The sequence below is a fragment of the Uniformispora flossi genome (genome assembly GCF_049534875.1).
GTDB lineage: Bacteria > Actinomycetota > Actinomycetes > Streptomycetales > Streptomycetaceae > Yinghuangia > Yinghuangia aomiensis.
Genome location: NZ_JBMULZ010000001.1, coordinates 100,796 through 122,171 on the forward strand (window position 1 = coordinate 100,796; position 21,376 = coordinate 122,171).

Below are 21,376 nucleotides of genomic sequence, written 5' to 3' on the forward strand. Positions count from 1 at the left end.
CGTCGGCCACCCTACGGGGCGGCGACGGCCCACCGGACACGGCCTACTTGCGGTTGTACAGCCGCATGGTCAGGGTCCCGAACACGGCCACGAACGCCACCGAGAAGAGCAGCACCCAGCCCGTCTCCGACGTGCCCCAGTCCCCCGCCATCAGGTCGCGGACCGCGGAGACCAGATGCGTGACCGGGTTGACCTTCACGAACGCCTGCAGCCAGCCGGGCATGGTGTGGGGCTCGACGAACACGTTGCTGAGGAAGGTCAGCGGGAACAGCACCATCATGCTGACGCCCATGACCGACTTCTCGCTGCGCAGCAGCAGGCCGAACATCGTCCAGATCCACGAGAACGCGAACGAGAAGACGACCAGCAGAGCGATCCCGGCGAGGACGCCGAGCACCCCGCCGTCCGGGCGGAAGCCGAGGATCAGGCCGACGGTCATGATGACCGTCGAGGCGAGCACGTAGCGCAGCAGGTCGCCGAGGATCATCCCGACCAGGGCGGCCGGCCGCCACACCGGCAGGGTGCGGATCCGGTCGAACACGCCGCGCTCGATGTCGTTGTTGAGCGATACGCCCGTGTACATGGTGATCATGACGATGCTCTGCACCATGATGCCGGGCAGTACGAACTGCAGGTATTCACTGGTCGATCCGGCCAGCGCACCGCCGAACAAGTACGTGAACATCAGCGTCATCATGATCGGGAACGCGGTCACGTCGAACAGCTGCTCGGGCACGTGCTTGATCTTGAGCATCGCGCGCCAGCCGAACGTCACCGACGCGGACAGCGCCCCCGGCCGCGCCGGGCGCTCGCGGGCGGCGAACACCCGGGCGAGGTCGTCGGCCACCACCGGCGCCGGAGCGTCCAGGTCGGCGTCCTTGGCCGCGGGAGTGGAAACGGCGGTGGTCATGCGCGGTTCTCCTTCACGAGGTCGCCGATACGCGGGTCGTCGTCTGCCGCGGCCTCACCCGCGCGGTCGTCCACGTCGGCGGGCGCTCCGCCGACGTCCCCCGATGTCTCCGTGAGCGCCAGGAACACCTCGTCCAGGCTCGGCTGGCCGAGCGAGAAGTCCGCCACCACGATCCCGGCCCGGGCCAGTTCGGCGAGCGCCCGTGCGGCGTCCTCCGCCGCGCCGAGGTCGGTGCCGTGCCCGGGAATCGCCGCGGTGAGCGCGACCGGGTCGGACTCCAGCCGGACGTCCGAGCCGAGCACCCGCCGCAGCACGCCGGCCGCCTCCGGCCGCCGGTCCGCGTCGTGCAGCCGTACCTGGATCGCCCCGGCGCCGACCGACGACTTGAGTTCGCCCGGCGTGCCCTCGGCGATCACCCGGCCGTGGTCGATGACCGCGATCCGGGACGCCAGCCGGTCGGCTTCCTCAAGGTACTGGGTGGTCAGCAGCACGGTGGTGCCCTGGGCGACGACGGCGCGGACGATGTCCCACACCTGGTTGCGGCTGCGCGGGTCGAGGCCGGTGGTCGGCTCGTCCAGGAACAGCAGGTCGGGCGTGTTGAGGATGCTCGCGGCGATGTCGATGCGCCGCCGCATGCCGCCCGAGTAGGTCTTGACCTGCCGGTCCGCGGCCGGGGTCAGGCCGAAGACGTCCAGCAGTTCGGCGGCGCGCGTCCGGGCGACCCGCTTGGGGTGGCCGAGGAGGCGGCCGAGCAGCACGAGGTTCTCGGTGCCGGTGAGGTCTTCGTCGACGGAGGCGTACTGGCCGGTGAGGCTGACCCGGCTGCGCACCGCGTCGGGTTCGCGCCGGACGGACTTGCCGAACACGTACGCGTCGCCGTCGTCCGGGCGCAGCAGCGTGGCCAGCATCTTCACGGTGGTGGTCTTGCCGGCGCCGTTGGGGCCGAGGACCCCGTAGACGGTGCCGGCCGGGACGCGCAGGTCGATGCCGTCGACGGCGCGGTTCGCGCCGAAGACTTTGACCAGCCCCTGCGTCTCGATCGCCAGGCCGGAGGGATGGGTGGTCATCGTCGTTTCGCCTTTCACGGTCGCGTTCCGGTGGGGTCTCTCTGGCTTTGGACTCTCCGCAGAATCGTTTCTCATCGGTCGCGGGGGAAATTCTTTTCCCGCCACGCTACGGAGCCGCTCCGACACCGCCGGGTCCGCGCCCGGACACGGCCGAGCCCCGCGCGCCGGATCGGCGGCGGGGCTCCCCGGGCGGTGCGGGGTCAGGCGCCGGTCTGCGGCTCGATCAGATCCCAGCGGTTGCCGTACAGGTCGCGGAACACGGCGACCGTGCCGTACGGCTCGCGGCGCGGCTTCTCCTCGAAGACGACGCCGGCGGCCCGCATGCGCGCGTAGTCCCGCTCGAACGCGTCGGTGTTCAGGAACCACCCGACGCGCCCGCCGGTCTGGTCGCCGACGCGCGCGGCTTGGCCGTCGTCAGCTGCCCGCGCCAGCAGCAGCCGCGTCTCGACCGCGCCGGGCGGCGCGACGACGACCCAGCGGGTGCCGTCACCCCGCGGCGTGTCCTCGACCAGATCGAACCCGAGCGCGTCGACGTAGAAGGCGATGGCCTCGTCGTAGTCGCGCACGACCAGAGCCACCAGTCCGAGATGAGCCATGCGGAGATCCTGCCACGGGGGCGGACGGCGGGCCGGGTGCGCCGGGCTCCGAAGGGCCACGCGGAGGCCGCGCGGAGGCCACGGAGGCCGCGCGGTGACGCGGTTTGCTCGGCGGACCGGCGCGGGAGCGGCGAGCCCGGCAGCAGACCCACGAGCCGTGCCCCGCTGCCCCGCCCCACCCACGCCGCTCCGGCGTTCCCTCGCCGCGCTCCGCTCACGGCACCGGGCAGGTCGTCCCCGGGCGGGTGATCCCGTAGTGCCGGCTCTCCGGGTCGAAGTCCATGCCCAGGTAGTTCTTGTAGAACGTGAAATGGGCCGTGAACGACGGGAAGACGTGCATCAGGGGCAGCTTGCCCGTGTCGTAGTCCGCGTAGGTGCCCAGCGGGGCCGCGCGGGTCTCCACGCCGGTTGCGGCGGCGATCTGGGCGGCGAAGGCCGACTGGTTGGCCTGGCACGCCCAGAACTTCAGCCACTTGAACGGCACCTTCACGGTCGTCCGCGGCTTGGGGAACGGGCCGATGTGCGCCTTCAGGAAGCGTTCGAGGAAGTCGACGTCCTCGTTGTTCAGGCCGGTCAGGGTCAGTTCGACATCGTCGCCGAGGCCGCTGCTCTGGTACGCGCTGCTGCGCTCGATCGCGGTGAGGATGTGGTGGACGACGAGCGGGAACGAGCAGCCCCACAGCCAGACGAGGCCGTCCTTGGCGAACGCCTTGCGGAACTCGGCGAGGGCGGGCTTGTCCATCGTGGGGGCGACGAAGTCGAACTGCGCCCGCGGGTCCTTGTCGTCCGGGTCGCGCATCGTCATCCCGGTGAGCATCAGCCGGGTGAAGCTCACCGCCCCGCCCGGCCCCGGGGTGGGGACCAGGGCGGTGCGGTCGTCGTCGCTGTCCACCAGGATCGGGCCGCCCATCCAGCCGTGGCTGAAGAAGTGCAGCTCGGCGAGGCTGCCCGGGTCGGGGCCGCTGCCGATCGCCCGGACGGCCGCGTAGACGTCGGTGATGGACAGCACTTTGAACTGGCCGGACTTGAAACGGGTGTGCCTGGAGCCGTCGGGGAACGTCACCGTCTCGTAGCTGGACTTGCCGACCGGGTCGAACTTGGCGATGGTCTTGCTGGTTTCCACCTTTGCGCCGCTCGGGTAGGCGACATCGGTCCGGACGACCTCGCCGGAGCGGAAATCCATGGTGGTGAACCGGAGTTCGACCTTGGCGGTGTTCGCGGCGACGATGCGCTTGCGCCGGTTGTCGCACAGCGACCGGAAGTCGACGCCCTGGAATTCGAAGTCCACCCCGGCGACGAGCACGAATTGCTTCACGGCGAGCCTCCCGGCCGCGCGGCGAACCCGGTCGCCCTCACTCGTCCGGCTGCCAGTCTTCGCCGACCTTCTTCCACTTCGGCAGCTTGTCGTCGGGCCGCAGCTTGGCCAACGTGGTCGGCAGCCGGACCAGCCAGGGGTCGCCCTGCGCCACCTCGTTGCCGGGCGCGCCCTGCGCTTCCTGGATCTCCTTCACCAGCGGCACGTACATCGAGCTGCTGATGTCCGGCGGCGGGCCGCCGTTCCAGATCTCCCCGGTCTCCAGGTAGTGCACGACGGCGGCCTCGAAGCCGGGCCGCACCGGGAAGACGACGCGCCCGGCGCCGGCCCGCAGGAAGTCGGCGAACTGCGGGTCGACGTCGTCGAGCAGCATGCGGTTCTTCCAGCCGGGCTTCCAGCCCCAGAAGTACGGATAGAAGAAGTAGCCCAAGTGCTCCCATTCGAAGGCCTGCTCGAAGAAGCGGATGTACGGCATCTGCGCTTCGCTGCGCGCCAGGTTCGGCTGCGGGTAGCCCTCGCCGGACGTTTCCAGCGCGCCGAACGCCTCGAACTGCTGCGCGGTGAGCAACGTCAGGCACTGCTTGCGGAGTTCGGTGGTCACCAGTCGCTGGTTCCACAGCGGGTTACGGCCGGAGATGACGACCCCGCCGGCAGCCGCGGCTTCGGCGAGTTTGCTTTCGTACTTCTGGAGTTGCGCGAGGTAGCCGCTGGTGATGGCGTCGTGGGTCTTGAGCTGCCAGGCCTGGAGGGCGCGCGCGGTGCGTTCGCAGAAGATCTCGATGGTGGCGGCGTATCCGCGGACCTTGTAGGCGAGCGACGCGATCGAGACGGAGCCGACCTCGCCGGCCATGTCGGCGTAGCCCTGGGTGCCGAGCGCGTCGATCCAGTTGCTGCCGAGCATCAGCCGCCACGACGCGTTGGTGTAGAAGCGTGCGTCGCCCTGGAGCAGGACGTACTTGGCGCGGAAGCCCTCGTCGATGGCGAGGTCCTGCGATTTGGAACTCTCGTACGGGTCCTGCGCGACGATCGCGTCGATGGCCTTGCTGATGGTCTTGACCGGGGGCGGCGGCGCCTCGATGCCGGTGACGTCGTACTGGAGCGCGTACTTGGTGTAGTTCGTCTCGTCGAGTTCGTCGGCGCGCAGCGTGAACGGGTCGGGTTTGACCAGGGTCGAGGACTCGGCCTTGTTGCGGGTCTGCGCGACGATGAACGCGGTGGCCGGTTCGGGCAGCGTGATGTCAAAGAGCAGGCGTTTGCCGTAGTTGTAAACCTGGGCTTGGAGGACCTTGTCGACCCACTGGTAGACGCCGCTGATGTTGCCGCTGCCGGCCGAGTTGTCGAAGCCGTGGGCGTACTTCTCCTCGAACTCGGTGAGCGTGGTGACGGTGCGGCGTTCCAGGACGCGTTCGACGACCTTGCTGACCGAGCGGGTCACCACGTCCTTGCTGAACTCGGTGGCCTGGCGTGTGGATTCCTCACTGGAGCTCTTGGTCCCGTAGTCGGCGTTGGCTTTGACTTCGACGAACGGGCCGTACTTGGCGTCCACCGACACCCCGGCCTTGAACTCGCTGTCCTGCTTGAGCGTTTCGTTCGCCTCGCGCTTGAGGGAGAAGCGGTCGGTGCTCTGCGAGTCGCGTTCTTCTTCCTTGGTCGTCTCGCTCTCGGTGAGCACCGTGGTCTCGGTGCGGTCGAGGCGGCGGGTCTCGCGGCTGAGGTGCTCGGACTTGAGTACGTTTTCGACATGTGCCAACTCCCCGCCCTCGTACCGCAGGACGTGCTGTTTGACGAGCAGCAGATCGCCGATGCCGACGGGTCGGATGGTGCCGTGGCCGGTGGGCATCGGCAGGCCGGGGTCGCCGACCCAGGGGGAGCCGTCGTCGTCGGCGAACCAGGCGTTGCCGATCGCGGCGACGTACGACGGCTTCGGCGCGGTCAGCCGCGCGGTCGACGCCCGGTTCCGCGCGTCGTCCAGCCCGCCGAGCAGCGCGGGCAGCCCGGTGCTCGCGGGGTCGAGCCCGAGCCCGGCCAGGGTGTCGCGGACGGGCGCGGGCAGCGCGCGGACCGCGTCGTCGGACAACCGCCACGGCTGGTCGACGTGGGTACGGGCCGACGCCAGGGGCTCGTCCGGCTGATCCCCGCCGCCGGCATCCCGGACCGTCTCCGTCACGTGCACGGCACCCGCGAAATGCGCCGCCGACAGGCCTTGCAGGGCCGCGATCGCCGCGTCGAGGCGCGGCACGGTGTCGTCCGGAGCCGCCTCCGGGCGGTCCTCCGCGATGCCCGGACTCGCCGACCGCGCGGGCGGGCCGTCGGAGGCCGACAACCCGCCCGGCCGGGCGGTCTGTACCGGGGTCACGTCGTCGGCCAGGACGAGGGGCCGCAGCCGCACCGGGTCCGCGCCGTGGCCCGCCGCGGCGAGCGCGTCGTAGCCCTGCGCGGCGGCCGCGAGGCCGCGCGCGTCGTAGCCGGACACGCCGGAGAGGAGTTTGAGCGCGACCAGGGTGTCGGCCAACCGTCGCTGGTCGTCGTGGAACACGGACGACGCGACGATCGCGGCAATCGTTTCCGACGTCGTCTTCGCCACGATCGCGGCCAGTTGTGCGGCGGTCACCGGACCGGCGCCCAGCCCGTCCTGCACGGCCAACGCCGTTGCCGGGTAAGCGAGATCGTCGACGCCGCGAAGCGCGAGTCCGGAGGCCAGGTAGCGCCGTGCGTCGTCGCGGGGGTCGCTGCCGGCGTCCCGAGCCTGCTGGAGGCCGACGCCACCGGACAGGAAATCCGCTTCGAGCACTTTGAGTTCGGCGGGGGCGGGCAGATTCGCGGGCCGCAGCAGCAGGAAACGGAAGAGGTCGTCCATGTCTGACTCCTCGTCGGGGCAAGGGTGTTGCCACCATCCGCATCGGGATCCGACGCTGCCCCAACGGTACGAGCCGCCATGAGACGACCAAACAGAAAGCTGGTTTTCCCACCCGTTCGGCCTAGCCGGCACCGCGGGGTGCCGAATCGTTTCGGTCGGCGGGTGAGCGACGGCCGTCAGGTTCCGCCGCGGACCAGGACCTCGATGCGGTCGGGGTGGTAGACGACCCAGCGCGGGGCGCCGGCGTGGGCCAGGCGCAGGCGGCAGAGCTCGACGCCGTCGGAGAGGGTCGACCAGCCGGTGACGACGCCGGGCCACGGGGCGCCGTCGTCGTCGTAGGTCTCGACCGGGCAGTAGTCCTGCCGGACGCCGCGTTCCGCGGGTACGGGGCACCCCGCCGACCACGCGTCGAGGACTTGCCGCGCGGTATCGCTCACCATGGCCAACCTCCGAGGTTCCGAGGACGACAACCCGGTCCGCCATGATACTTCAGTGTTTGCGCAACCTTTAAAGTCGGGGGCCCCGGAAGGCACCGCTGGGCCGACCGGCGGGCTTGCCCGGATCCCGTGGCCCCCCGGCGCTCCGCACGCGTCCTGCTGCACTCCGCACTCGCCGTCGTCACGGCGGCGGCGAGTGTGCTGACCGCGTGTTCCTCCTCGGGCGGCGGCACGTCCGACCGCGCGGCCTCGCCGGCGGCGGCCGCCCCCGCCGCCATCCGCAGCGCGGCGCCGCCCTCGGCGCAGCTCGCTCCCCCTGCGCATGCCGGTGAAGTCCCCATCGAAGAGGGCTCGTTCACGGACCGACTCGCACTCACCGAGCTGAAGCTCGCGGACGGCGTGACCGGGCGTCTGAAGATCGGTGCCGACGTGAGCGACACGCTCGCGCTGGAGATCCGCGCGGCGTTCTACGACGCGGACGGGAAGCTGCTGGGCAGTGCTTCCTTCGGCTACCAGGAAGAGGAAGAGACCGGCCCGGCGCACGGCGACGTCGACAACGCGCACAAGCCGCGGGCCGCGGGCGAAGGCGTCGACTTCGCAGTCGCGGTGCCGCCGGGTGCGGCGAAGCCGTCGGCGGCGGTGCTGTCGGTGCCGGTCCTGGTCAACGAGTAGGTGGGACCGCGGCTGCGGTGTCGCGCCGGGTGCGCTCGTACTCCGCGGGGTCGCGGATCTCCCACGCCGCCTGCCCGATGGCGAGGACGCCGCGGGCCGGGAGCGGGACGGCGCCGATGTACGGGTTCGGCGACACCCGCACCGGGTGTCCGAGGTCGACGCCGTCGAGGACGGCCGAGGCCTCGTCGACGAAGTACATGCGCTGCGGCATCAGCGTCCCGGTGTGCCCGCTCGGCATCGGGCCGGAGAACTCGACGTATCCCAAACCCAGTTCGCGGGCCATGCGTTCGCGCATCCGCACGAGTGCGGGCGGTTTCCACGACGCGGGCGGCAGCCGGCCGCCGACGGCGTTGAGCACGTCGAGGGCGAATGTGGAGTGCGCGGTCAACGTCCAGTCGAGGGCCGGGTTGTCGGCGGTCACCCGCAGCGTCGCCGGTCCCGCCCACGCGAGGGTGATCTTCGCGTGCCCGACGTGGTCGCACGCGGGCCCGTAGTAGCGGGGGCATGCGGCGTCGACCCGCGGGCCGTCGACATGGATCGACCAGCGGCCGCCCGGGTCGCGGTGCCACAGCGAGCGGTACGGCGCGAACGAGGTGTCCGGGAAGACGCGCAGCGCGAGGACGTGCCCGGAGTCGAACGGCAGCCCGAAGACGCCCCAGCCCCGCACGTACTCGTGCCCGGGCCACGGCGGCTCGCCCCGGGTCTCCGGCAGGTCGGACAGGAGTGCGGCCAAGTTGCGCATGCGGTCCACCTCGCTCCGCGCGAAATCCGCCCCCGTGTACCCGTGTGCTTCCAGGGTCCCCCCGATCGCGCGGGGCGGCATGTCCGGCGTCCGGGGGCGGCGGAACCGGAACCGCAAGCCCCTTCCTCCGTTCCATACGCACGCGTATGGTGAGCCTCGCGCCGCGACCATGCGCTTACGTATGGTCGCGGTCGCGTCCGGATCACCCGCCTTCTGCTCCCCCCGGAGATGGAGACATCTGGAGCGGATACGACAGAAAGGGACCCTCTGTTGCGCATCCGCAAAGCCCACGGCGCCGCCGCGCTCGGACTTGCCGCGCTCGTCCTCGCCACCGGCACCGCCGCCGGCGGCGCCCAGCCCGCGACCCCGAAGACCCCGGCCGGCGTGCAGGCGGCCGCGGCCACCCGGCTGGTACCGGTGGACGGGACCGCCAACTTCCGCGACATCGGCGGCTACCGCACCTACGACGGCGCGACGGTCCGCACCGGCGTCGTCTACCGCTCCGAAGCACTGAACAAGGTGACGGCGGCCGGCATCACCACGATGCAGAGCCTGCGGCTGTCCGGCATCGTCGACTTCCGCACCTCCGCCGAGATCGGCGCGAACGGGCCGGACAAGGTCCCGGCCGGGGTGCCGGACACCAACCTGCCCATCTCGGACGGCGGTTACCTCCAGACGCTGTACGCGGTCGTGAACTCGCGCGACCCGGTGCAGCAGCAGGCCATGCTCGGTGACGGCAAGGCCGCGCAGATGATGCTCACCATGTACCGGACGTTCGTGTCCGATCCCGCGACCCGGGCGCAATTCGCGGCTACCGCACGGGGGATCGCGAACGGCACGGTGTCGCTGTACCACTGCTCGGCGGGCAAGGACCGCACCGGCTGGATGACCGCGATCCTGCTGACCGCCGTCGGCGTACCGCAGACGACGGTGGACGGGGACTATCTGCTGAGCAACCAGAACCTCAAGGCGGGCAACGACGCCCTCAAGCAGCAGCTGCTGGCGGGCGGGCTCATGCAGCACCCGGAACTGCTCGACCCGCTGCTGACCGTCGACCAGTCCTACATCAACGCGGCCCGCGCCGAAGCCACCGCCGAGTACGGCTCGTTCGGCCGCTACCTGCTCGACGGCCTGGGCCTCGACGTGCAGACCCTCGCGAAGCTGCGGCAACGCCTCGTGGGCTGAGCCGCCGCCCCCTCGGGGGCGTCCCCGCGGTCCCGCCCGTCACGGGCCGGGCCGCACCGGTCCCGCACCGCCCCGGCCGCGGGACCACCCGGCCCGGCCGCCGCGCACGACCCGGAGTCGCGGCGGCCGGGGTGGGCTCACGTCCGGAACCCCATGTGCACGTGGTCGTGGTGCGTCTGATCGGTGAAGAACTGATTCGACGTCCCGCCGCCGCTCAACTGGTAGGGCCCGCCGACGTTGTACGCGCCCGCCGCGGCCGCCGCCCGCATGAACCCTTCGACGAGCGCCCGCGGCGTCGACGGGTCCACCACCGGATGCCCGTCGATGCTCCACACGTCGACGGCGCGGCCGAGCGGATGGTCGCTGGGCCGCGTCGTCCCGAACACGTCGATCGGGTGCCCGGAGCGCACGACACTCACGTTGATCTCGTAGGTGCCCGCCAACGCGAGCAGCGCGTCCGCCACGGAATCGTGCACCTGCCCGGACCGGAAGTCCGCGGCCGCCGCGAACGGCAACTCGATCCGCGGCTCGGCGAGCACCCGTGTCACCACCGCCGACAGCGACGCCGCGGGCGGCCCCGGATCCGCCGGACGCAGCTCGGTCACCGCCCACGGCGCGGACCGGTCGGCGCCGGCGGCGAGGCGCACGTCGACGGTCGTGCCGCCTTCGGTCACCGTGCCCTGCGCGTCCTGCGTCCACTGGCGGCATGGGATCAGCACACTCGCCGTGGTGTCGAGGATGCCGCCGTACTGCGCGTAGATCACCTGCAACGCGGCCGCGTCCGCCTCCGGCACCAACGGCCCCGCCTCGTCGGCCACCGCCGCGGACACCGCCAACGCCGCGGCCCGCGCCTGCGCGGCGGCCTGCCCGCCACCGCCGGGCGGCCACGCCCCGAGCGCCTCCACCACGGCGACGGCACGGGCCTTCATCTGTGGACTGACCTCGCCGGGGCCGGGGACCCAGGGGGTGGTGGCGGGGAGCTTGGCTGCGGTGGGCGCGGCGGACGTCGCACTCGGCGCGCCGCCGGATGCGGGGGCCTGGGCCGCACTGGACGCGGGCGCCTTCCCCGAGCCACCGCTGCTGCATCCGCTCGCGCACACCAACCCGGCCACGCCCAGCAGCACTCCGCGACGGGTCGGCCCGGGTGTCGCGCCTGCGCTCATGCGTTCACGGTACGGCGGGGGCGACGCCCGGCGGCGGCTTGAGCGGGCGGCGTGTCGGGGGTCGGGGGTCAGCGGTTGGGTGTCGGGGGTTGGGGGTCGGGTGTCGGGGGTTGGGTGTCGGGGGTCGGGTGTCGGGGATCGGGTGTCGGGGATCGGGTGTCGGGGATCGGGTGTCGGGGGTCGGGTGTCGGGGGTCGGGTGTCGGGTGTCGGGTGTCGCGGATCGGGTGTCGGGTGTCGGGTGTCGGGTGTCGGGCGGTCCTCCTAGCGGAGTTCCCCGCTGATGACCCACAGGTGGCCGAAGGGGTCCTTCACCCGCCCCTGCCGCATGCCGTAGGGGCGGTTCTCGACCGGGATCACCAGTTCGGCCCCGTGCCGCACCATGCGTTCCGCGGTGGCGTCGGGGTCGGGCACGGTCAGCATGAGGAGGACAGGCGAGCCGCCCAGTGCTCCGGGGTCGACCCACCCCCACTCGGGCACCTGCTGTGCCAGGGCGAAGACGATTGATTCGAGGACGAGTTCCGCGTGGTTCACGATGCCGTCGTCTTCGGCGGCGCGATGGTTGAGCGTGGCTCCGAGCGCCTGGGTGTAGAAGGCGATCGCCTTGTCGGCGTCCGCGACCAGGAGTTTGGGGTGCAGTTGTGTGCGCATGCCTCGATGGTCGCGGGGCGGGCCGTGCTCGGGATTGTAGATTTCGGCGCTCTTCGGCGAGCGGCCGTGCGACCGGCGGGGGTTACGCGCTCGCGCAATCTGACCCTCTTCTCCACCGGCCCAGCAACGCGCGTTGCCTGCTGCTGTGAGCGGGTTTCCGGGCCCTGACCCGGGGGCGCGGCAGGGCGATCCGGGCTTCGGGATCCGGATGTCGGGGTTGCGGGCACCCCTGCCGACCATGGCATCCTCGCTTCACCGCCACGAACGCCCGCTCACCGTCGCGTCCGGAAGAGGCCATCTCCTTTGCTGCGTAACGCCCTTGCTTTGCCCTGCCGGGTGCTTGCGAGCACGTCGGCGGTGCGGCGGGCGGTGCTGGCGGGGATGTTCGCCGCGGGGATCGTGCTGTGTGGCTGGGTGCTGTCGGATCGGGCGCAGGCGGCGGAAGCCGTGCCGGGCGTGCCGACCACGACGGGGCAGCCTGTCGCAGGTGATGCGGTTGCGAAGTCCGCGTCGGCCAAGCCCGGAGCGGATCCGGCGAAGGCGCCGGCCGTGTCCGGGACGAGTCCGACGGCGAGCGAACGGTCGAACGCAGCCACCGCTTCGGCGCACACGCCCGTCTCGCCCGCCGGGGTTGTCTCGGCTGTCACGTCCCCGACGCCCGCCAAGGCGGTCGGAGCGGGCGCGACCGCCGCCGCGAGGCCCGTGTCGGTGCCGCAGCGCGTGACTGCGCTCGCCACTCCCCCCGCTCTCGCCGCTTCCCCCGGAGAACTGCCGACGGTCGTCGGATCCCCCGCGGCGAGCGGAGTCGGCCGGGAAGTCTCCACGGCACTCGACGACTTGGGCCTCGAAGCGGTCACGCTGGTCCCGCCCTCGACGGACGCGCTGGTCGGCGACCTGCCGAGCCTGCGTCCGACGGAGGACGCATCGGGCGGTGTCCGCGACGATGCGGCTGCCCGCTCCACCGAGCCGGCCCCTGCTCCGGAGACGCCGCCCGGGGCCGCAACCCCCGAAGCATCCCGCGTCGGTCAGGACACGGCCGCAGAGCTGCCGGTTGCCGCCTTCGACGGACCGCGGCGCGTCGGGTCCGCCCAACCTGCCCTCTCCACCCGGCAGTTGCCTCACGACACCGCGGACCGCGAGGCGCCGTCCGCACCCGTCGGCCCCTCGTCGGCCGCGTCCACCTCCGGCGAGGCCGTCAACGGCTCCGGGCACCGCGTGGACGCCCCCGGTGCGGTCTGTGCCGCTCCGGCGCCGACCGCCGCCGCCTCCCCGGCGCGTCCCACCGGATCCCGCACCGCGGCCGCCGGGCCGAGCGGCGGGCCGGGCGACGTCCCGGTTTCCCCGGCCTGACGGGCGGACTCCCGGCCGGCCGCGTCCGGATACCGCGTGCCTCGGCACCCGGCATCACGGTTCCTCGGCAGCACGGCGAACCACGGGGTGCGGCAGCGCACCGCCGTGGCCCGGGGTAGGCGCGTCGACCGGCCGCATCGGCCTCCGACGCTGCCAGTCGTGACACCACGATCCGCCTGACCGGCGGGTCCCCTCACGCCCCTCGCCGTATCCCGCCCCGTACTGGCCACGCCCGGACATCTCCGGCCACGGTGCGAGGCGGCCATGCCCGCACCCGGCCGCACCCAAGACTCCTGACCGACCCGGACCCCGTCACGGGCCGGGACTCCGGTCAGGCCGCCGCACCCGACGCACGTACGACGTCCGCGGCATCCGGGGACATCCCCGGCAATCCGAAGAGATCCCGGTCCATCCCGGGAATCTCCCCACCCTTCGAGCACTTCGAGGAATTCACACATGCGCAAGATCGTCCGTTGGAACCGCGGCTTCGTCGTGACCGGCGTCGCCCTCGGCCTGGCCGCGCTCGGCGCGGCCGGTGCCGCGGCCGCGACCGCCGCGAAGGCGCCGGCCACCCCGGCCGTGCCGTCCGCGTCGTCGGTGGTTGCGGCGCCCGCCGTTCCGTCGGTGCCGTTCGTTCCGCCGCTGCCGGGGACGCCGGACGTCGCGTCCCTGCCGACCGACCCGGGCCAGGTGGCGGACGCGGTGCGCGGTCTCGTCGCCGCGCACGTCCCGGCCGCCGACCTCACGGCCGCCCTGCCCGTCGAGGTGCCGGCCGGTGCGACCGGCATAGCTCCTGGGGACACCCCGGGCACGCGTCTCGACGGCGTGCCGTCGCTCGACGGCGCGCGTGACCAGGTCACGCAGCTCACCGAGGGCCTGTCCCAGACGGTGACCGACCTCCTGCCCGGCGTGCCGCAGGCACCGTCCGCCGAGAACCCGGTGCCGACGATGCCCGACAACCCGGTGCGCACGCTGCCCGTCGACCCGGCTGCGCTTCCCGGCGCGGACACCGTCCGCGACACCGCCGACACCGCCGACCAAGCCGCCGCCGCGGCCCGCGAGGCCGTCGCGCAGCTCCCCGTCACCGCGTCCCTGCCGGAGCAGGCCTCGACGGCGCTGACCGACCTCGGCTGACCAAGCCATCACGCGGCCCCGGGCACAGGCATCCTGCCCGGGGCCGCCCCCATTCCGCCGAATCCGGCATGAAAACCAGGTTTTCGAAATCCCGATCGCGCACACGCGGACCCTCCCCCGCCTCCGCCCGTCTAGACTGCGCCCGTGTCGACGAGTGAGCTTCCTCCGCGGGCTGTGGACGCCATGACGCGCGCGCAGCTTGCGCGGTACCGGCGGATCACCGACGCGGTGATCGAACTGGTCGCCGAGATCGGGCCGGATGCTCTGCAAATGCGGGATGTCGCGGCGCGGTCGGGGATTTCGCTGGCCACCATCTACCGGTACTTCTCGTCCAAGGACCATCTCCTGGCCGCCGCGGTCGCGGACTGGCAGAGCCGGCTGACCGACCGGGTGCTGACCGAGATGGGGCCGGGCGGCGGACGCCCGCCGGCCGCGTCGGCGGAGGAGCGGGTGCTCCGGTTCGCGCGGCGCGAGCTGCGGGCTTTCCAGCGGCATCCGCATTTCGCGCGGCTCACGGTGAGTCTGGTCTGCTCCGCGGATCCGTACGCCAGCGAGATGATCGCGCGGATGAACGCCGCATCGGACGCCGCCCTGGCAGCGCTGATGCCGGACGTCCCCGCCGAGGCCGCGGCAACCGCCGGGGTCGCCGTGCAGGCCGTCGTGTCGACCGGGCTCATCGCGTGGGTGACCGGGCGCAAGGCCTGGCCGGAGATCCTCGACGACACCGAGCGCGTCACCCGGCGGGTGCTGGCCGGGCTCTGAGCCGCCCCCGCCGCCGAACTCCCACCGGGCTCCCGCCGCGCCCCTGCCGAATCCCCGTCAAGGGCCACGTACCCCGGCCCCGTTCCGCGCATCCGCCTTCCGAAAACGTTGACCATGACAAGAATCGCGTTTTAGTTTGGTCGCATGCTGCCTCAGGGGTTCCGCGCGTTCGACGCCGACAACCACTACTACGAAGCACTCGACGCCTTCACCCGCCACATCGAGCCGGAGTTCCGCAAGCGCTGCATGCAGTGGGCGCAGGTGGACGGCAAGACCCGGTTGCTCGTCGGCGGCAAGGTGAACAAGTTCATCCCCGACCCGACGTTCTCCCGGCTGGCCAAGCCCGGCGTGCTGGAGAAGTGGTTCCGGGGCACCGCCGAGGGTTCGCTGATCGAGCAGTTCGGCGAACTGGAGCCGACCCGTCCGGCGTACCGCGAACGCGATGCGCGGCTCGCCGCGATGGACGAACTCGGGCTCGATGGGGCGATGTTCTTCCCGACGCTGGGCGTCGGCATGGAGCAGGCGCTGCGGCACGACATCCCGGCCCTGTGCGCGGCGTTCCGGGCGTTCAACCGGTGGCTCGACGAGGACTGGGGGTTTGCGTACCGGGACCGGATCTTCGCGGCGCCGTACATCACGCTCGCGGACCCGGACAACGCGGTCGCCGAACTCCGGTGGGCGCTGGAGCACGACGCGCGGATGATCGTCATGCAGTACGGGCCGATCACGACCGCCCGCGGCTGGACGTCCCCGGGCGATCCGGTGTTCGAACCGTTCTGGTCGCTCGTGAACGAGGCGGGTATCACCGTCGTCTACCACGGCGGCAACAACGCGTACGCCGAACTCCTGTCGTGGTGGGGCGAGTCGCACGACCTGGAGGCATTCCGGGCGACGCCGATGCGCGGCCTGATCAGCCCGGAGCCGATCGCCGATACGATCGCCGCACTGCTGTCGTACGGCGTGCTCGCCCGCCACCCGCGCATCCGCCTGGCGGCGATCGAGACCGGCTCGGACTGGGTCCCGGTGCTGTTCCGGCGGCTGAAGAAGTCGTATGCGCAGCAACGGCACGCCTGGCCGCAGGATCCGCGCGAAACGCTGCGCGAACGGCTGTGGGTGGCGCCGTTCCACGAGAACGACCTCACCGAACTCCGGGACACCATCGGCGCCGACCGCATCATGCTCGGCTCGGACTGGCCGCACACCGAGGGCATCGCCGAACCCCTGGCCTTCGCCAAGGACTTGGAGGCGTCCGGCTTCACCGACGAGGAGCAGGTCAAGGTGATGCGCACCAACGCCGAGTCGCTCGTCCGCCGTCTGCCCTGACCGTTCCGAGGAGGTATTCGATGCCGTTCCCCACGGATGTCCCGGTCGTCGACACGATGATCGGTTTCCCGCACGAAGGCTGGGACCAGTACGCGTTCATCCGGCGGCAGACCAAGGACCGGGAGTCGCGCGAGGACTTCGAGTTCCCGGCCGAGTACATGTTCAAGGGCGTGCCGAAGGATCTGCCGACCGACGACCCGGTCGGGTTCACGCTGCACGAGATGGACCGGTTCGGCATCCGGCACGGGCTGATCGGCGTCGGCGACGAGACGTCCCGTACGGCGCTGCGCAAGCATCCGGACCGATTCCTCGCGTCGTCGAACGTCGACCCCAACACCGGGATGGACGGCATCCGGCAACTCGTCCGCGAGTACGAGGAATTCGGGGTGCGGGCGGCCGGATGCTTCCCGTCCGGGACGTTCCCGCAGGTGCCGATCGACGACAAGAAGATGTACCCGTTCTATGCGAAATGCGTCGAGCTGGACATCCCGATCTTCGTCTGCGCGGGTGTGCCCGGACCGCGCCTGAAGATGGCACCGCAGCACGTCAAGCTGATCGACGAAGTGATGTACGACTTCCCCGAGCTGGTCATGGTGACCCGGCACGGCTGCGAGCCGTGGGTGGACCTCGCGGTCAAGCTCATGCTGAAGTGGCCCAACCTGTACTACTCGACGTCGGCGTTCGCGCCCCGCTACTACCCGAAGGCGATCGTCGACTACGCCAACACCCGTGGCGCGCACAAAATCCTCTACGCGGGGTATTTCCCGATGGGGCTCACGCTCGACCGGATCTTCGGGGAACTCCCGTCGGTCGGCTTCAAGGACGAGGTGTGGCCGCAGTTCTTGTACGGCAACGCGGCACGCCTGCTCAAGATCGACCCCGCGTAGCGCTCAGCGGCTCTTCTCGCTCCCCCTGCACTCTCCCTCGATTCTCCTTCGACGCTTAAGGATTTCCGTGGAGTTCGGCATCTTCCTCCAGGGCTACAACCCCGCCTTCCGCCGTGAAGGCAACCCGAACGCCGAGCACGAAGCGCTCATGAACGACATGGCGTACGGCATCGCCGCCGACAAGGCGGGCTTCAAGTACGTGTGGCTGAGCGAGCACCATTTCCTCGACGAGTACTCGCACCTGTCAGCCAACGACGTGATGTGCGGCTACCTCGCGCACGCGACGGAGCGCATCCACATAGGCTCGGGCATCTTCAACCCGCTGCCGCAGGTCAACCACCCGGCGAAGGTCGCCGAGCGCGTCGCCATGCTCGACCACCTGTCCGGCGGCCGCTTCGAGTTCGGCACCGGGCGCGGCGCGGGATCGCACGAGATCCTGGGCTTCCTGCCGGGCATCGAGGACATGTCCCAGACGAAGGAGATCTGGGAAGACGTCATCCGCGAGTTCCCGAAGATGTGGCTGCAGGACGAGTACGAGGGCTACGACGGCCGGTTCTGGTCGCTGCCGCCGCGCCGGATCCTGCCCAAGCCGTACGGCAAGGGCCACCCGGCGATGTGGTACGCGGCGGGCAGCCCGCCGTCGTACGAGATGGCCGCGCGACTGGGCCTGGGCGTGCTCGGCTTCTCGATCGGCGACCTGGAGGCCGCGGAGAAGCTGACGGCGAAGTACAAGGAGGCGATCGGCAACGCCGAGCCGATCGGCGCGTTCGTCAACAACAACGTACTCGCGGTGTCGACGGGCTTCGTGGCCACCGAGAAGCGCGCGGCGATCGACCGGGCGGTCGCGGCGCGGCCGTCGTACCTGGTGAGCAACGTGTACCGCTACCACGACACGTTCCCGCACCCGGAAGGCCTGCCGAACTGGCCGGAACTGGTGCCGGACATCAACGCGGAGATGGTGGAGTTCGCCGCGGACGCCGGCGCGATGATCGTGGGCGACCCAGACAATGCCCTCAAGGCCGTCAAGCAGTTCGAGGCCGCGGGCGTCGACCAACTCGTCCTCGGCCTGGGCCCGGACACCCGCGAGGGCACCCTGGAAACCATCCGCCTCTTCGGCGAACACATCATCCCCAAGCTCGACACGGAAGCCGAACACCGCACCACGGTCTTCCGCCGCACCGCCGGCGCCTGACCCCGAACGGCCTCCGCCCGCCCCGGCCCGGGACGGCCCGGGGCGGGCGGGGGGTTCGCGTCAGCGGGACGGCGTGGGGGTGGCCGAGGCGTCGGCACTTCGCGATGGGGTGACACTCGCAGAGACGGTGGCGGTGGGGCTCGCCGATGCCGTCCGCTGCGCCTCCAGGCTCCGGAACAGCGCCGAGTAGTCCGTCGACGGGTACGGCGCGTAGGGCTTCGACTCGGTCGGCGACTTGTTGCTCAGCGACACCAGCCCCACCACCACGACAACCAACGACACGACGATCAGGAACATCCCCACGGGGTTCCGCGGGTTGTAGACATACCGCGGATTCCCCCACTTCTGCTTCTTGAACACCGGCTCGTCGTCGTCGAAGTAGGGCATCCGGCAGATGCTAGGCCGGATCCCCCTGCCGCGACACAACAGACGTCTTGCAGTAATCGAACGGCCACACGGAGTGATCGCACGGCCTTTTGCAGACCGCCAACTATGCCAGGGGGCTCATGCGGGCCTCGCTGCCCTACGCGCCGCGCACCGAGATCGAATCCCACGTCCAAGCCCGTTTGGAGCGAGGCAAGCTGCTGGATCGCAGCAACGCGCCGGAGATTTGGGCTGTCATCCACGAAGCGTGTTTTGGCATCACAGTCGGCTCTCCCCAGACGATGGCGGCTCAGTTGACTCATCTCCGCGACCTCTCGGCCGGCGACTCGCCGGTCATCGTCCAAGTGATGCCGGGCAGCGCCGGTCCGCATCCGTTGATGTACGGATCGACCATCCTCATGACCTTCGACGATGCCCCGTCGATTGCCTACAACGAAGGCGCGCACACGGCACAGCTCATCGAAGACCCAGCACTGGTGAGCAACTACATGAGGTCCTACCATCACGTCAGGGCTGCCGCCTTGTCACCGGCGGCGTCCTTGACCGTGCTCGAATCGGCAGTGAGGGCCTATCGGACATGACAATCGCCGCCGTGTGGTTCAAGTCGTCGCACAGCAACGGAGAGGGCGGCGCCTGCCTTGAGGTCTCGCCCTCGTTCCCGGCCGTCGTACCCGTCCGGGACAGCAAGCTCAGCGCCTCCCCCACGCTCGTCTTCTCGTACGCAGGATGGGCGGCCCTCGTCTCCTCGATGAAGGAGAGCTCATGAGCGTTGACGCCATCTGGTTCAAGTCCTCCCACAGCAACGGTGACGGCGGCGCCTGCCTTGAGGTCTCGCCCTCGTTCCCGGCCGTCGTACCCGTCCGGGACAGCAAGCTCAGCGCCTCCCCCACGCTCGTGTTCTCGTACGCGGGCTGGGCGGAACTCGTCTCCTCGGTGAAGGAGACCTCATGAGCGTTGACGCTGTGTGGTTCAAGTCCTCGTACAGCAACGGGGAAGGCGGGGCCTGCCTCGAAGTCTCGCCCTCGTTCCCCGCAATCGTGCCCGTGCGGGACAGCAAGATCGCCGACTCTCCGGTGCTGGTGTTCCCCCGCGCCGAGTGGGCGTCGCTGGTCGCCGCCGTGAAAAGCCCTCGGTAGGCGGCTCAGGCTTTCACCGCCCGTCCCGCCGGCGACTTCACCGCCGTTCCGTGCCCCGTGTGTGACCGTCACCGCCGCGTGGCGCAGCGCCAGGTTGCCCGGGGTCGCGGCGGTCACCGTGACGTTCGCGGGCGCGCGGACCGTCGCCGGGTCGATGCCCAGGTCGGTGGTCGGCAGTCCGCGGACCGGCAACGTGTCGAGTGCCTCGGCGATGCGTCGAGTGAAATTCTCCACGAAGCCTGTGTGACGTCGTGTTCCTCCCGCCGCGTCGTGAAGGGCAGGCGGGTCGTCATCGATCCCGCCCGTACCGGAACGACAACGCCGGGAGGCACAGGTACATGGCGGTAAAGCAAGGCAAGCGCACGGGCAAGGCCGGGCGGATGGCCGGAGTGGGGCTGACCGCGGCGCTGTTGGCGGCGGGTCTGGCGCTGCCGGCGGCGGCACACGCGCAGGGCGCGGGGCCGGTGGCGCCCGCGGCCGTGACGCCCGACGCCTCCGTATGGCGAATCGATACGCCTGGGGTGGGCGACGCATCGGTGGCGGTGCCCGCGGACGTGAGCACGGTCGGCGGCACGAGCGTGACCGTGGGGTACATCCGGCCCGCGGGCACCAAGGGCTGGGCTCCGCTGGCCGCGCACTACGCGAACGGCCGGTGGGTGCCGGACACCGTGCCGGTGCCGGGCGGTTCGGCGGTCGCGCGGCTGCACCAGGTGCAGGTCACCGGTGCCGGCCAGGCGTGGGCGGCCGGGTACGTCAGCGCCGACGGAACCGACCGGCCGTGGGTCACCCGCTGGGACGGCCGCGCCTGGACGACGGTCGACACCTCCGCGCTCCCGAGCGGCATCCTGTACGGCCTCTCCGGTACCGCGAACGACCTGTGGGCGGTCGGCGCCGCCGATGACGGCGCGCTCGTCGCGCACTGGGACGGCCGCGCCTGGACCCGGGTCAAGCTGCCCGTCGCCCCCGACGGCTCGGCGTGGGACGTCGGCTGGTACTCCGCCGTCGCCGCCGCGGCGGCCGACGACGTGTGGGTGGTCGGCCCGGAGAACACCTCCGCCCACTGGGACGGCCGCGCGTGGACCCGGGTCGCCGTGCCGCTCGGCGGCGACGGTGCGAGTGTCTGGCTGGAGAACGTGCGTGCCTCCCGCACCCAGGGCACCTGGGCCGTCGGCTACGTCGTCGGCCAGGAGCGCGAAGCGATCGCGCTGCGCTGGACCGGTCGGGCCTGGGAACGCGTGCCGCTCCCCGCGGGCAGTGCCGCTCGGCAGCTCGACGACGTCGCGTTCACCGCGGCGGGACCGGTCGCGGTGGGCGCCCGGAACGAGCCGTCCGCGCCGATCGGCGAAGCCGGGTACGCGGTGCGGCTGCCCGCCCGCCCCGGCCAGCCGGCGAGCCCGGTGACGCTGCCTTCGGGTACCGAGCACCTGTGGGGCGCCTCGACCGGCGAGTTCGGAATCGGCCTTCGGGTGGTCGGCACCGCCCAGAACCCGGAACTGTCGAGCACGCTCCCGTTCACGGCGTGGAGTCCCTGGATTCCGGCGTCCTGAGCGACTCCTGAATCCCCTGCCGACAACGGCCGTGCCCGGGGCTCCCCGCCCCGGGCACGGCCCAGGC

Annotated in this window: 23 protein-coding genes; 13 read left to right on the forward strand and 10 right to left on the reverse strand. The window is 71.3% G+C overall.

Features of this window, described 5'->3' with window-relative positions; genetic code table 11:
• Nucleotides 1–43: 43 nt before the first annotated feature.
• From ACPA54_RS00445 to ACPA54_RS00470, 6 genes are all read right to left on the reverse strand, one after another.
• Nucleotides 44–910 (reverse strand): ABC transporter permease, encoded by an 867-nt coding sequence (locus ACPA54_RS00445; protein ID WP_345676455.1) that lies wholly within the window; start codon nucleotides 908–910, stop codon nucleotides 44–46.
• Nucleotides 907–1,977 (reverse strand): ATP-binding cassette domain-containing protein, encoded by a 1,071-nt coding sequence (locus ACPA54_RS00450; RefSeq protein ID WP_423525585.1) that lies wholly within the window; start codon nucleotides 1,975–1,977, stop codon nucleotides 907–909. Before ACPA54_RS00450 ends, ACPA54_RS00445 begins: the two co-directional genes overlap by 4 nt.
• Before the next feature lie 200 nt (nucleotides 1,978–2,177).
• The gene (locus ACPA54_RS00455; protein WP_423525587.1) at nucleotides 2,178–2,573 is read right to left on the reverse strand and encodes a VOC family protein; all 396 of its coding nucleotides are present in this window, start codon (nucleotides 2,571–2,573) and stop codon (nucleotides 2,178–2,180) included.
• A 214-nt stretch (nucleotides 2,574–2,787) separates the two neighbouring features.
• Nucleotides 2,788–3,888: a hypothetical protein gene (locus tag ACPA54_RS00460; protein WP_423525589.1), complete on the reverse strand. Its 1,101-nt coding sequence runs from the start codon at nucleotides 3,886–3,888 to the stop codon at nucleotides 2,788–2,790.
• A 37-nt stretch (nucleotides 3,889–3,925) separates the two neighbouring features.
• Nucleotides 3,926–6,745, reverse strand: a complete 2,820-nt coding sequence (locus ACPA54_RS00465) for a hypothetical protein (protein WP_423525591.1) — start codon at nucleotides 6,743–6,745, stop codon at nucleotides 3,926–3,928.
• Nucleotides 6,746–6,921: 176 nt separating this feature from the next.
• Nucleotides 6,922–7,185 (reverse strand): hypothetical protein, encoded by a 264-nt coding sequence (locus ACPA54_RS00470; protein ID WP_423525593.1) that lies wholly within the window; start codon nucleotides 7,183–7,185, stop codon nucleotides 6,922–6,924.
• Between the two features lie 126 nt (nucleotides 7,186–7,311).
• Here ACPA54_RS00470 and ACPA54_RS00475 point away from each other — a divergent pair, with 126 nt between their 5' ends.
• Nucleotides 7,312–7,854, forward strand: a complete 543-nt coding sequence (locus ACPA54_RS00475; protein ID WP_423525595.1) for a hypothetical protein — start codon at nucleotides 7,312–7,314, stop codon at nucleotides 7,852–7,854.
• On the opposite strand, the gene ACPA54_RS00480 is transcribed toward ACPA54_RS00475, so the two are convergent.
• Nucleotides 7,844–8,596 carry a hypothetical protein gene (locus ACPA54_RS00480; RefSeq protein ID WP_423525597.1) on the reverse strand — a complete coding sequence of 251 codons (753 nt, stop codon included), beginning with the start codon at nucleotides 8,594–8,596 and terminating at the stop codon, nucleotides 7,844–7,846. The genes ACPA54_RS00475 and ACPA54_RS00480 overlap by 11 nt on opposite strands.
• Before the next feature lie 270 nt (nucleotides 8,597–8,866).
• On the opposite strand from ACPA54_RS00480, the gene ACPA54_RS00485 reads away from it, so the two are divergent.
• Nucleotides 8,867–9,781 (forward strand): tyrosine-protein phosphatase, encoded by a 915-nt coding sequence (locus ACPA54_RS00485; RefSeq protein ID WP_423525599.1) that lies wholly within the window; start codon nucleotides 8,867–8,869, stop codon nucleotides 9,779–9,781.
• Nucleotides 9,782–9,918: 137 nt separating this feature from the next.
• Here the strand turns inward: ACPA54_RS00485 and ACPA54_RS00490 are convergent, their stop codons facing one another.
• On the reverse strand, nucleotides 9,919–10,944 hold the full coding sequence (locus ACPA54_RS00490; RefSeq protein WP_423525601.1) for a hypothetical protein: 1,026 nt from the start codon (nucleotides 10,942–10,944) through the stop codon (nucleotides 9,919–9,921).
• A gap of 263 nt (nucleotides 10,945–11,207) precedes the next feature.
• A complete protein-coding gene (locus tag ACPA54_RS00495) occupies nucleotides 11,208–11,594 on the reverse strand; it encodes a VOC family protein (protein ID WP_423525602.1) in 387 nt (128 codons plus the stop codon).
• A gap of 720 nt (nucleotides 11,595–12,314) precedes the next feature.
• Here ACPA54_RS00495 and ACPA54_RS00500 point away from each other — a divergent pair.
• From ACPA54_RS00500 to ACPA54_RS00525, 6 genes are all read left to right on the forward strand, one after another.
• On the forward strand, nucleotides 12,315–12,944 hold the full coding sequence (locus tag ACPA54_RS00500; protein ID WP_423525604.1) for a hypothetical protein: 630 nt from the start codon (nucleotides 12,315–12,317) through the stop codon (nucleotides 12,942–12,944).
• Between the two features lie 456 nt (nucleotides 12,945–13,400).
• Nucleotides 13,401–14,078, forward strand: a complete 678-nt coding sequence (locus tag ACPA54_RS00505) for a hypothetical protein (protein ID WP_423525606.1) — start codon at nucleotides 13,401–13,403, stop codon at nucleotides 14,076–14,078.
• Nucleotides 14,079–14,222: 144 nt separating this feature from the next.
• Nucleotides 14,223–14,840: a TetR family transcriptional regulator gene (locus ACPA54_RS00510; RefSeq protein WP_423525607.1), complete on the forward strand. Its 618-nt coding sequence runs from the start codon at nucleotides 14,223–14,225 to the stop codon at nucleotides 14,838–14,840.
• Nucleotides 14,841–14,984: 144 nt separating this feature from the next.
• Nucleotides 14,985–16,163, forward strand: a complete 1,179-nt coding sequence (locus ACPA54_RS00515; protein ID WP_423525609.1) for an amidohydrolase family protein — start codon at nucleotides 14,985–14,987, stop codon at nucleotides 16,161–16,163.
• 20 nt (nucleotides 16,164–16,183) lie between these two features.
• A complete protein-coding gene (locus ACPA54_RS00520; RefSeq protein WP_423525611.1) occupies nucleotides 16,184–17,050 on the forward strand; it encodes an amidohydrolase family protein in 867 nt (288 codons plus the stop codon).
• 67 nt (nucleotides 17,051–17,117) lie between these two features.
• Nucleotides 17,118–18,242 (forward strand): LLM class flavin-dependent oxidoreductase, encoded by a 1,125-nt coding sequence (locus tag ACPA54_RS00525; protein ID WP_423525613.1) that lies wholly within the window; start codon nucleotides 17,118–17,120, stop codon nucleotides 18,240–18,242.
• Nucleotides 18,243–18,302: 60 nt separating this feature from the next.
• On the opposite strand, the gene ACPA54_RS00530 is transcribed toward ACPA54_RS00525, so the two are convergent.
• Complete coding sequence (locus ACPA54_RS00530) at nucleotides 18,303–18,629, reverse strand: hypothetical protein (RefSeq protein ID WP_423525614.1); 327 nt, start codon at nucleotides 18,627–18,629, stop codon at nucleotides 18,303–18,305.
• Nucleotides 18,630–18,718: 89 nt separating this feature from the next.
• On the opposite strand from ACPA54_RS00530, the gene ACPA54_RS00535 reads away from it, so the two are divergent.
• The 5 genes from ACPA54_RS00535 (at nucleotide 18,719) to ACPA54_RS00555 (ending at nucleotide 21,309) form a co-directional block, all read left to right on the forward strand.
• A complete protein-coding gene (locus ACPA54_RS00535; protein ID WP_423525616.1) occupies nucleotides 18,719–19,207 on the forward strand; it encodes a DUF5753 domain-containing protein in 489 nt (162 codons plus the stop codon).
• Nucleotides 19,204–19,392: a DUF397 domain-containing protein gene (locus tag ACPA54_RS00540; protein WP_423525618.1), complete on the forward strand. Its 189-nt coding sequence runs from the start codon at nucleotides 19,204–19,206 to the stop codon at nucleotides 19,390–19,392. Before ACPA54_RS00535 ends, ACPA54_RS00540 begins: the two co-directional genes overlap by 4 nt.
• A complete protein-coding gene (locus ACPA54_RS00545) occupies nucleotides 19,389–19,577 on the forward strand; it encodes a DUF397 domain-containing protein (RefSeq protein WP_423525620.1) in 189 nt (62 codons plus the stop codon). Before ACPA54_RS00540 ends, ACPA54_RS00545 begins: the two co-directional genes overlap by 4 nt.
• Nucleotides 19,574–19,762: a DUF397 domain-containing protein gene (locus ACPA54_RS00550; protein ID WP_423525622.1), complete on the forward strand. Its 189-nt coding sequence runs from the start codon at nucleotides 19,574–19,576 to the stop codon at nucleotides 19,760–19,762. Before ACPA54_RS00545 ends, ACPA54_RS00550 begins: the two co-directional genes overlap by 4 nt.
• A 338-nt stretch (nucleotides 19,763–20,100) precedes the next feature.
• The gene (locus ACPA54_RS00555; protein WP_423525624.1) at nucleotides 20,101–21,309 is read left to right on the forward strand and encodes a hypothetical protein; all 1,209 of its coding nucleotides are present in this window, start codon (nucleotides 20,101–20,103) and stop codon (nucleotides 21,307–21,309) included.
• Nucleotides 21,310–21,376 lie beyond the last annotated feature (67 nt).

Excerpts from the sequence above, each read along its gene's own strand:
- ACPA54_RS00490 (WP_423525601.1), bottom strand. The coding sequence starts at position 10,944 with ATGAGCGCAGGCGCGACACCCGGGCCGACCCGTCGCGGAGTGCTGCTG.
- ACPA54_RS00530 (WP_423525614.1), bottom strand. The coding sequence starts at position 18,629 with ATGCCCTACTTCGACGACGACGAGCCGGTGTTCAAGAAGCAGAAGTGG.
- ACPA54_RS00550 (WP_423525622.1), top strand. The coding sequence starts at position 19,574 with ATGAGCGTTGACGCTGTGTGGTTCAAGTCCTCGTACAGCAACGGGGAA.
- ACPA54_RS00520 (WP_423525611.1), top strand. The coding sequence starts at position 16,184 with ATGCCGTTCCCCACGGATGTCCCGGTCGTCGACACGATGATCGGTTTC.
- ACPA54_RS00555 (WP_423525624.1), top strand. The coding sequence starts at position 20,101 with ATGGCGGTAAAGCAAGGCAAGCGCACGGGCAAGGCCGGGCGGATGGCC.
- ACPA54_RS00515 (WP_423525609.1), top strand. The coding sequence starts at position 14,985 with ATGCTGCCTCAGGGGTTCCGCGCGTTCGACGCCGACAACCACTACTAC.
- ACPA54_RS00470 (WP_423525593.1), bottom strand. The coding sequence starts at position 7,185 with ATGGTGAGCGATACCGCGCGGCAAGTCCTCGACGCGTGGTCGGCGGGG.
- ACPA54_RS00445 (WP_345676455.1), bottom strand. The coding sequence starts at position 910 with ATGACCACCGCCGTTTCCACTCCCGCGGCCAAGGACGCCGACCTGGAC.
- ACPA54_RS00495 (WP_423525602.1), bottom strand. The coding sequence starts at position 11,594 with ATGCGCACACAACTGCACCCCAAACTCCTGGTCGCGGACGCCGACAAG.
- ACPA54_RS00505 (WP_423525606.1), top strand. The coding sequence starts at position 13,401 with ATGCGCAAGATCGTCCGTTGGAACCGCGGCTTCGTCGTGACCGGCGTC.
- ACPA54_RS00455 (WP_423525587.1), bottom strand. The coding sequence starts at position 2,573 with ATGGCTCATCTCGGACTGGTGGCTCTGGTCGTGCGCGACTACGACGAG.
- ACPA54_RS00545 (WP_423525620.1), top strand. The coding sequence starts at position 19,389 with ATGAGCGTTGACGCCATCTGGTTCAAGTCCTCCCACAGCAACGGTGAC.
- ACPA54_RS00480 (WP_423525597.1), bottom strand. The coding sequence starts at position 8,596 with ATGCGCAACTTGGCCGCACTCCTGTCCGACCTGCCGGAGACCCGGGGC.
- ACPA54_RS00450 (WP_423525585.1), bottom strand. The coding sequence starts at position 1,977 with ATGACCACCCATCCCTCCGGCCTGGCGATCGAGACGCAGGGGCTGGTC.
- ACPA54_RS00540 (WP_423525618.1), top strand. The coding sequence starts at position 19,204 with ATGACAATCGCCGCCGTGTGGTTCAAGTCGTCGCACAGCAACGGAGAG.
- ACPA54_RS00465 (WP_423525591.1), bottom strand. The coding sequence starts at position 6,745 with ATGGACGACCTCTTCCGTTTCCTGCTGCTGCGGCCCGCGAATCTGCCC.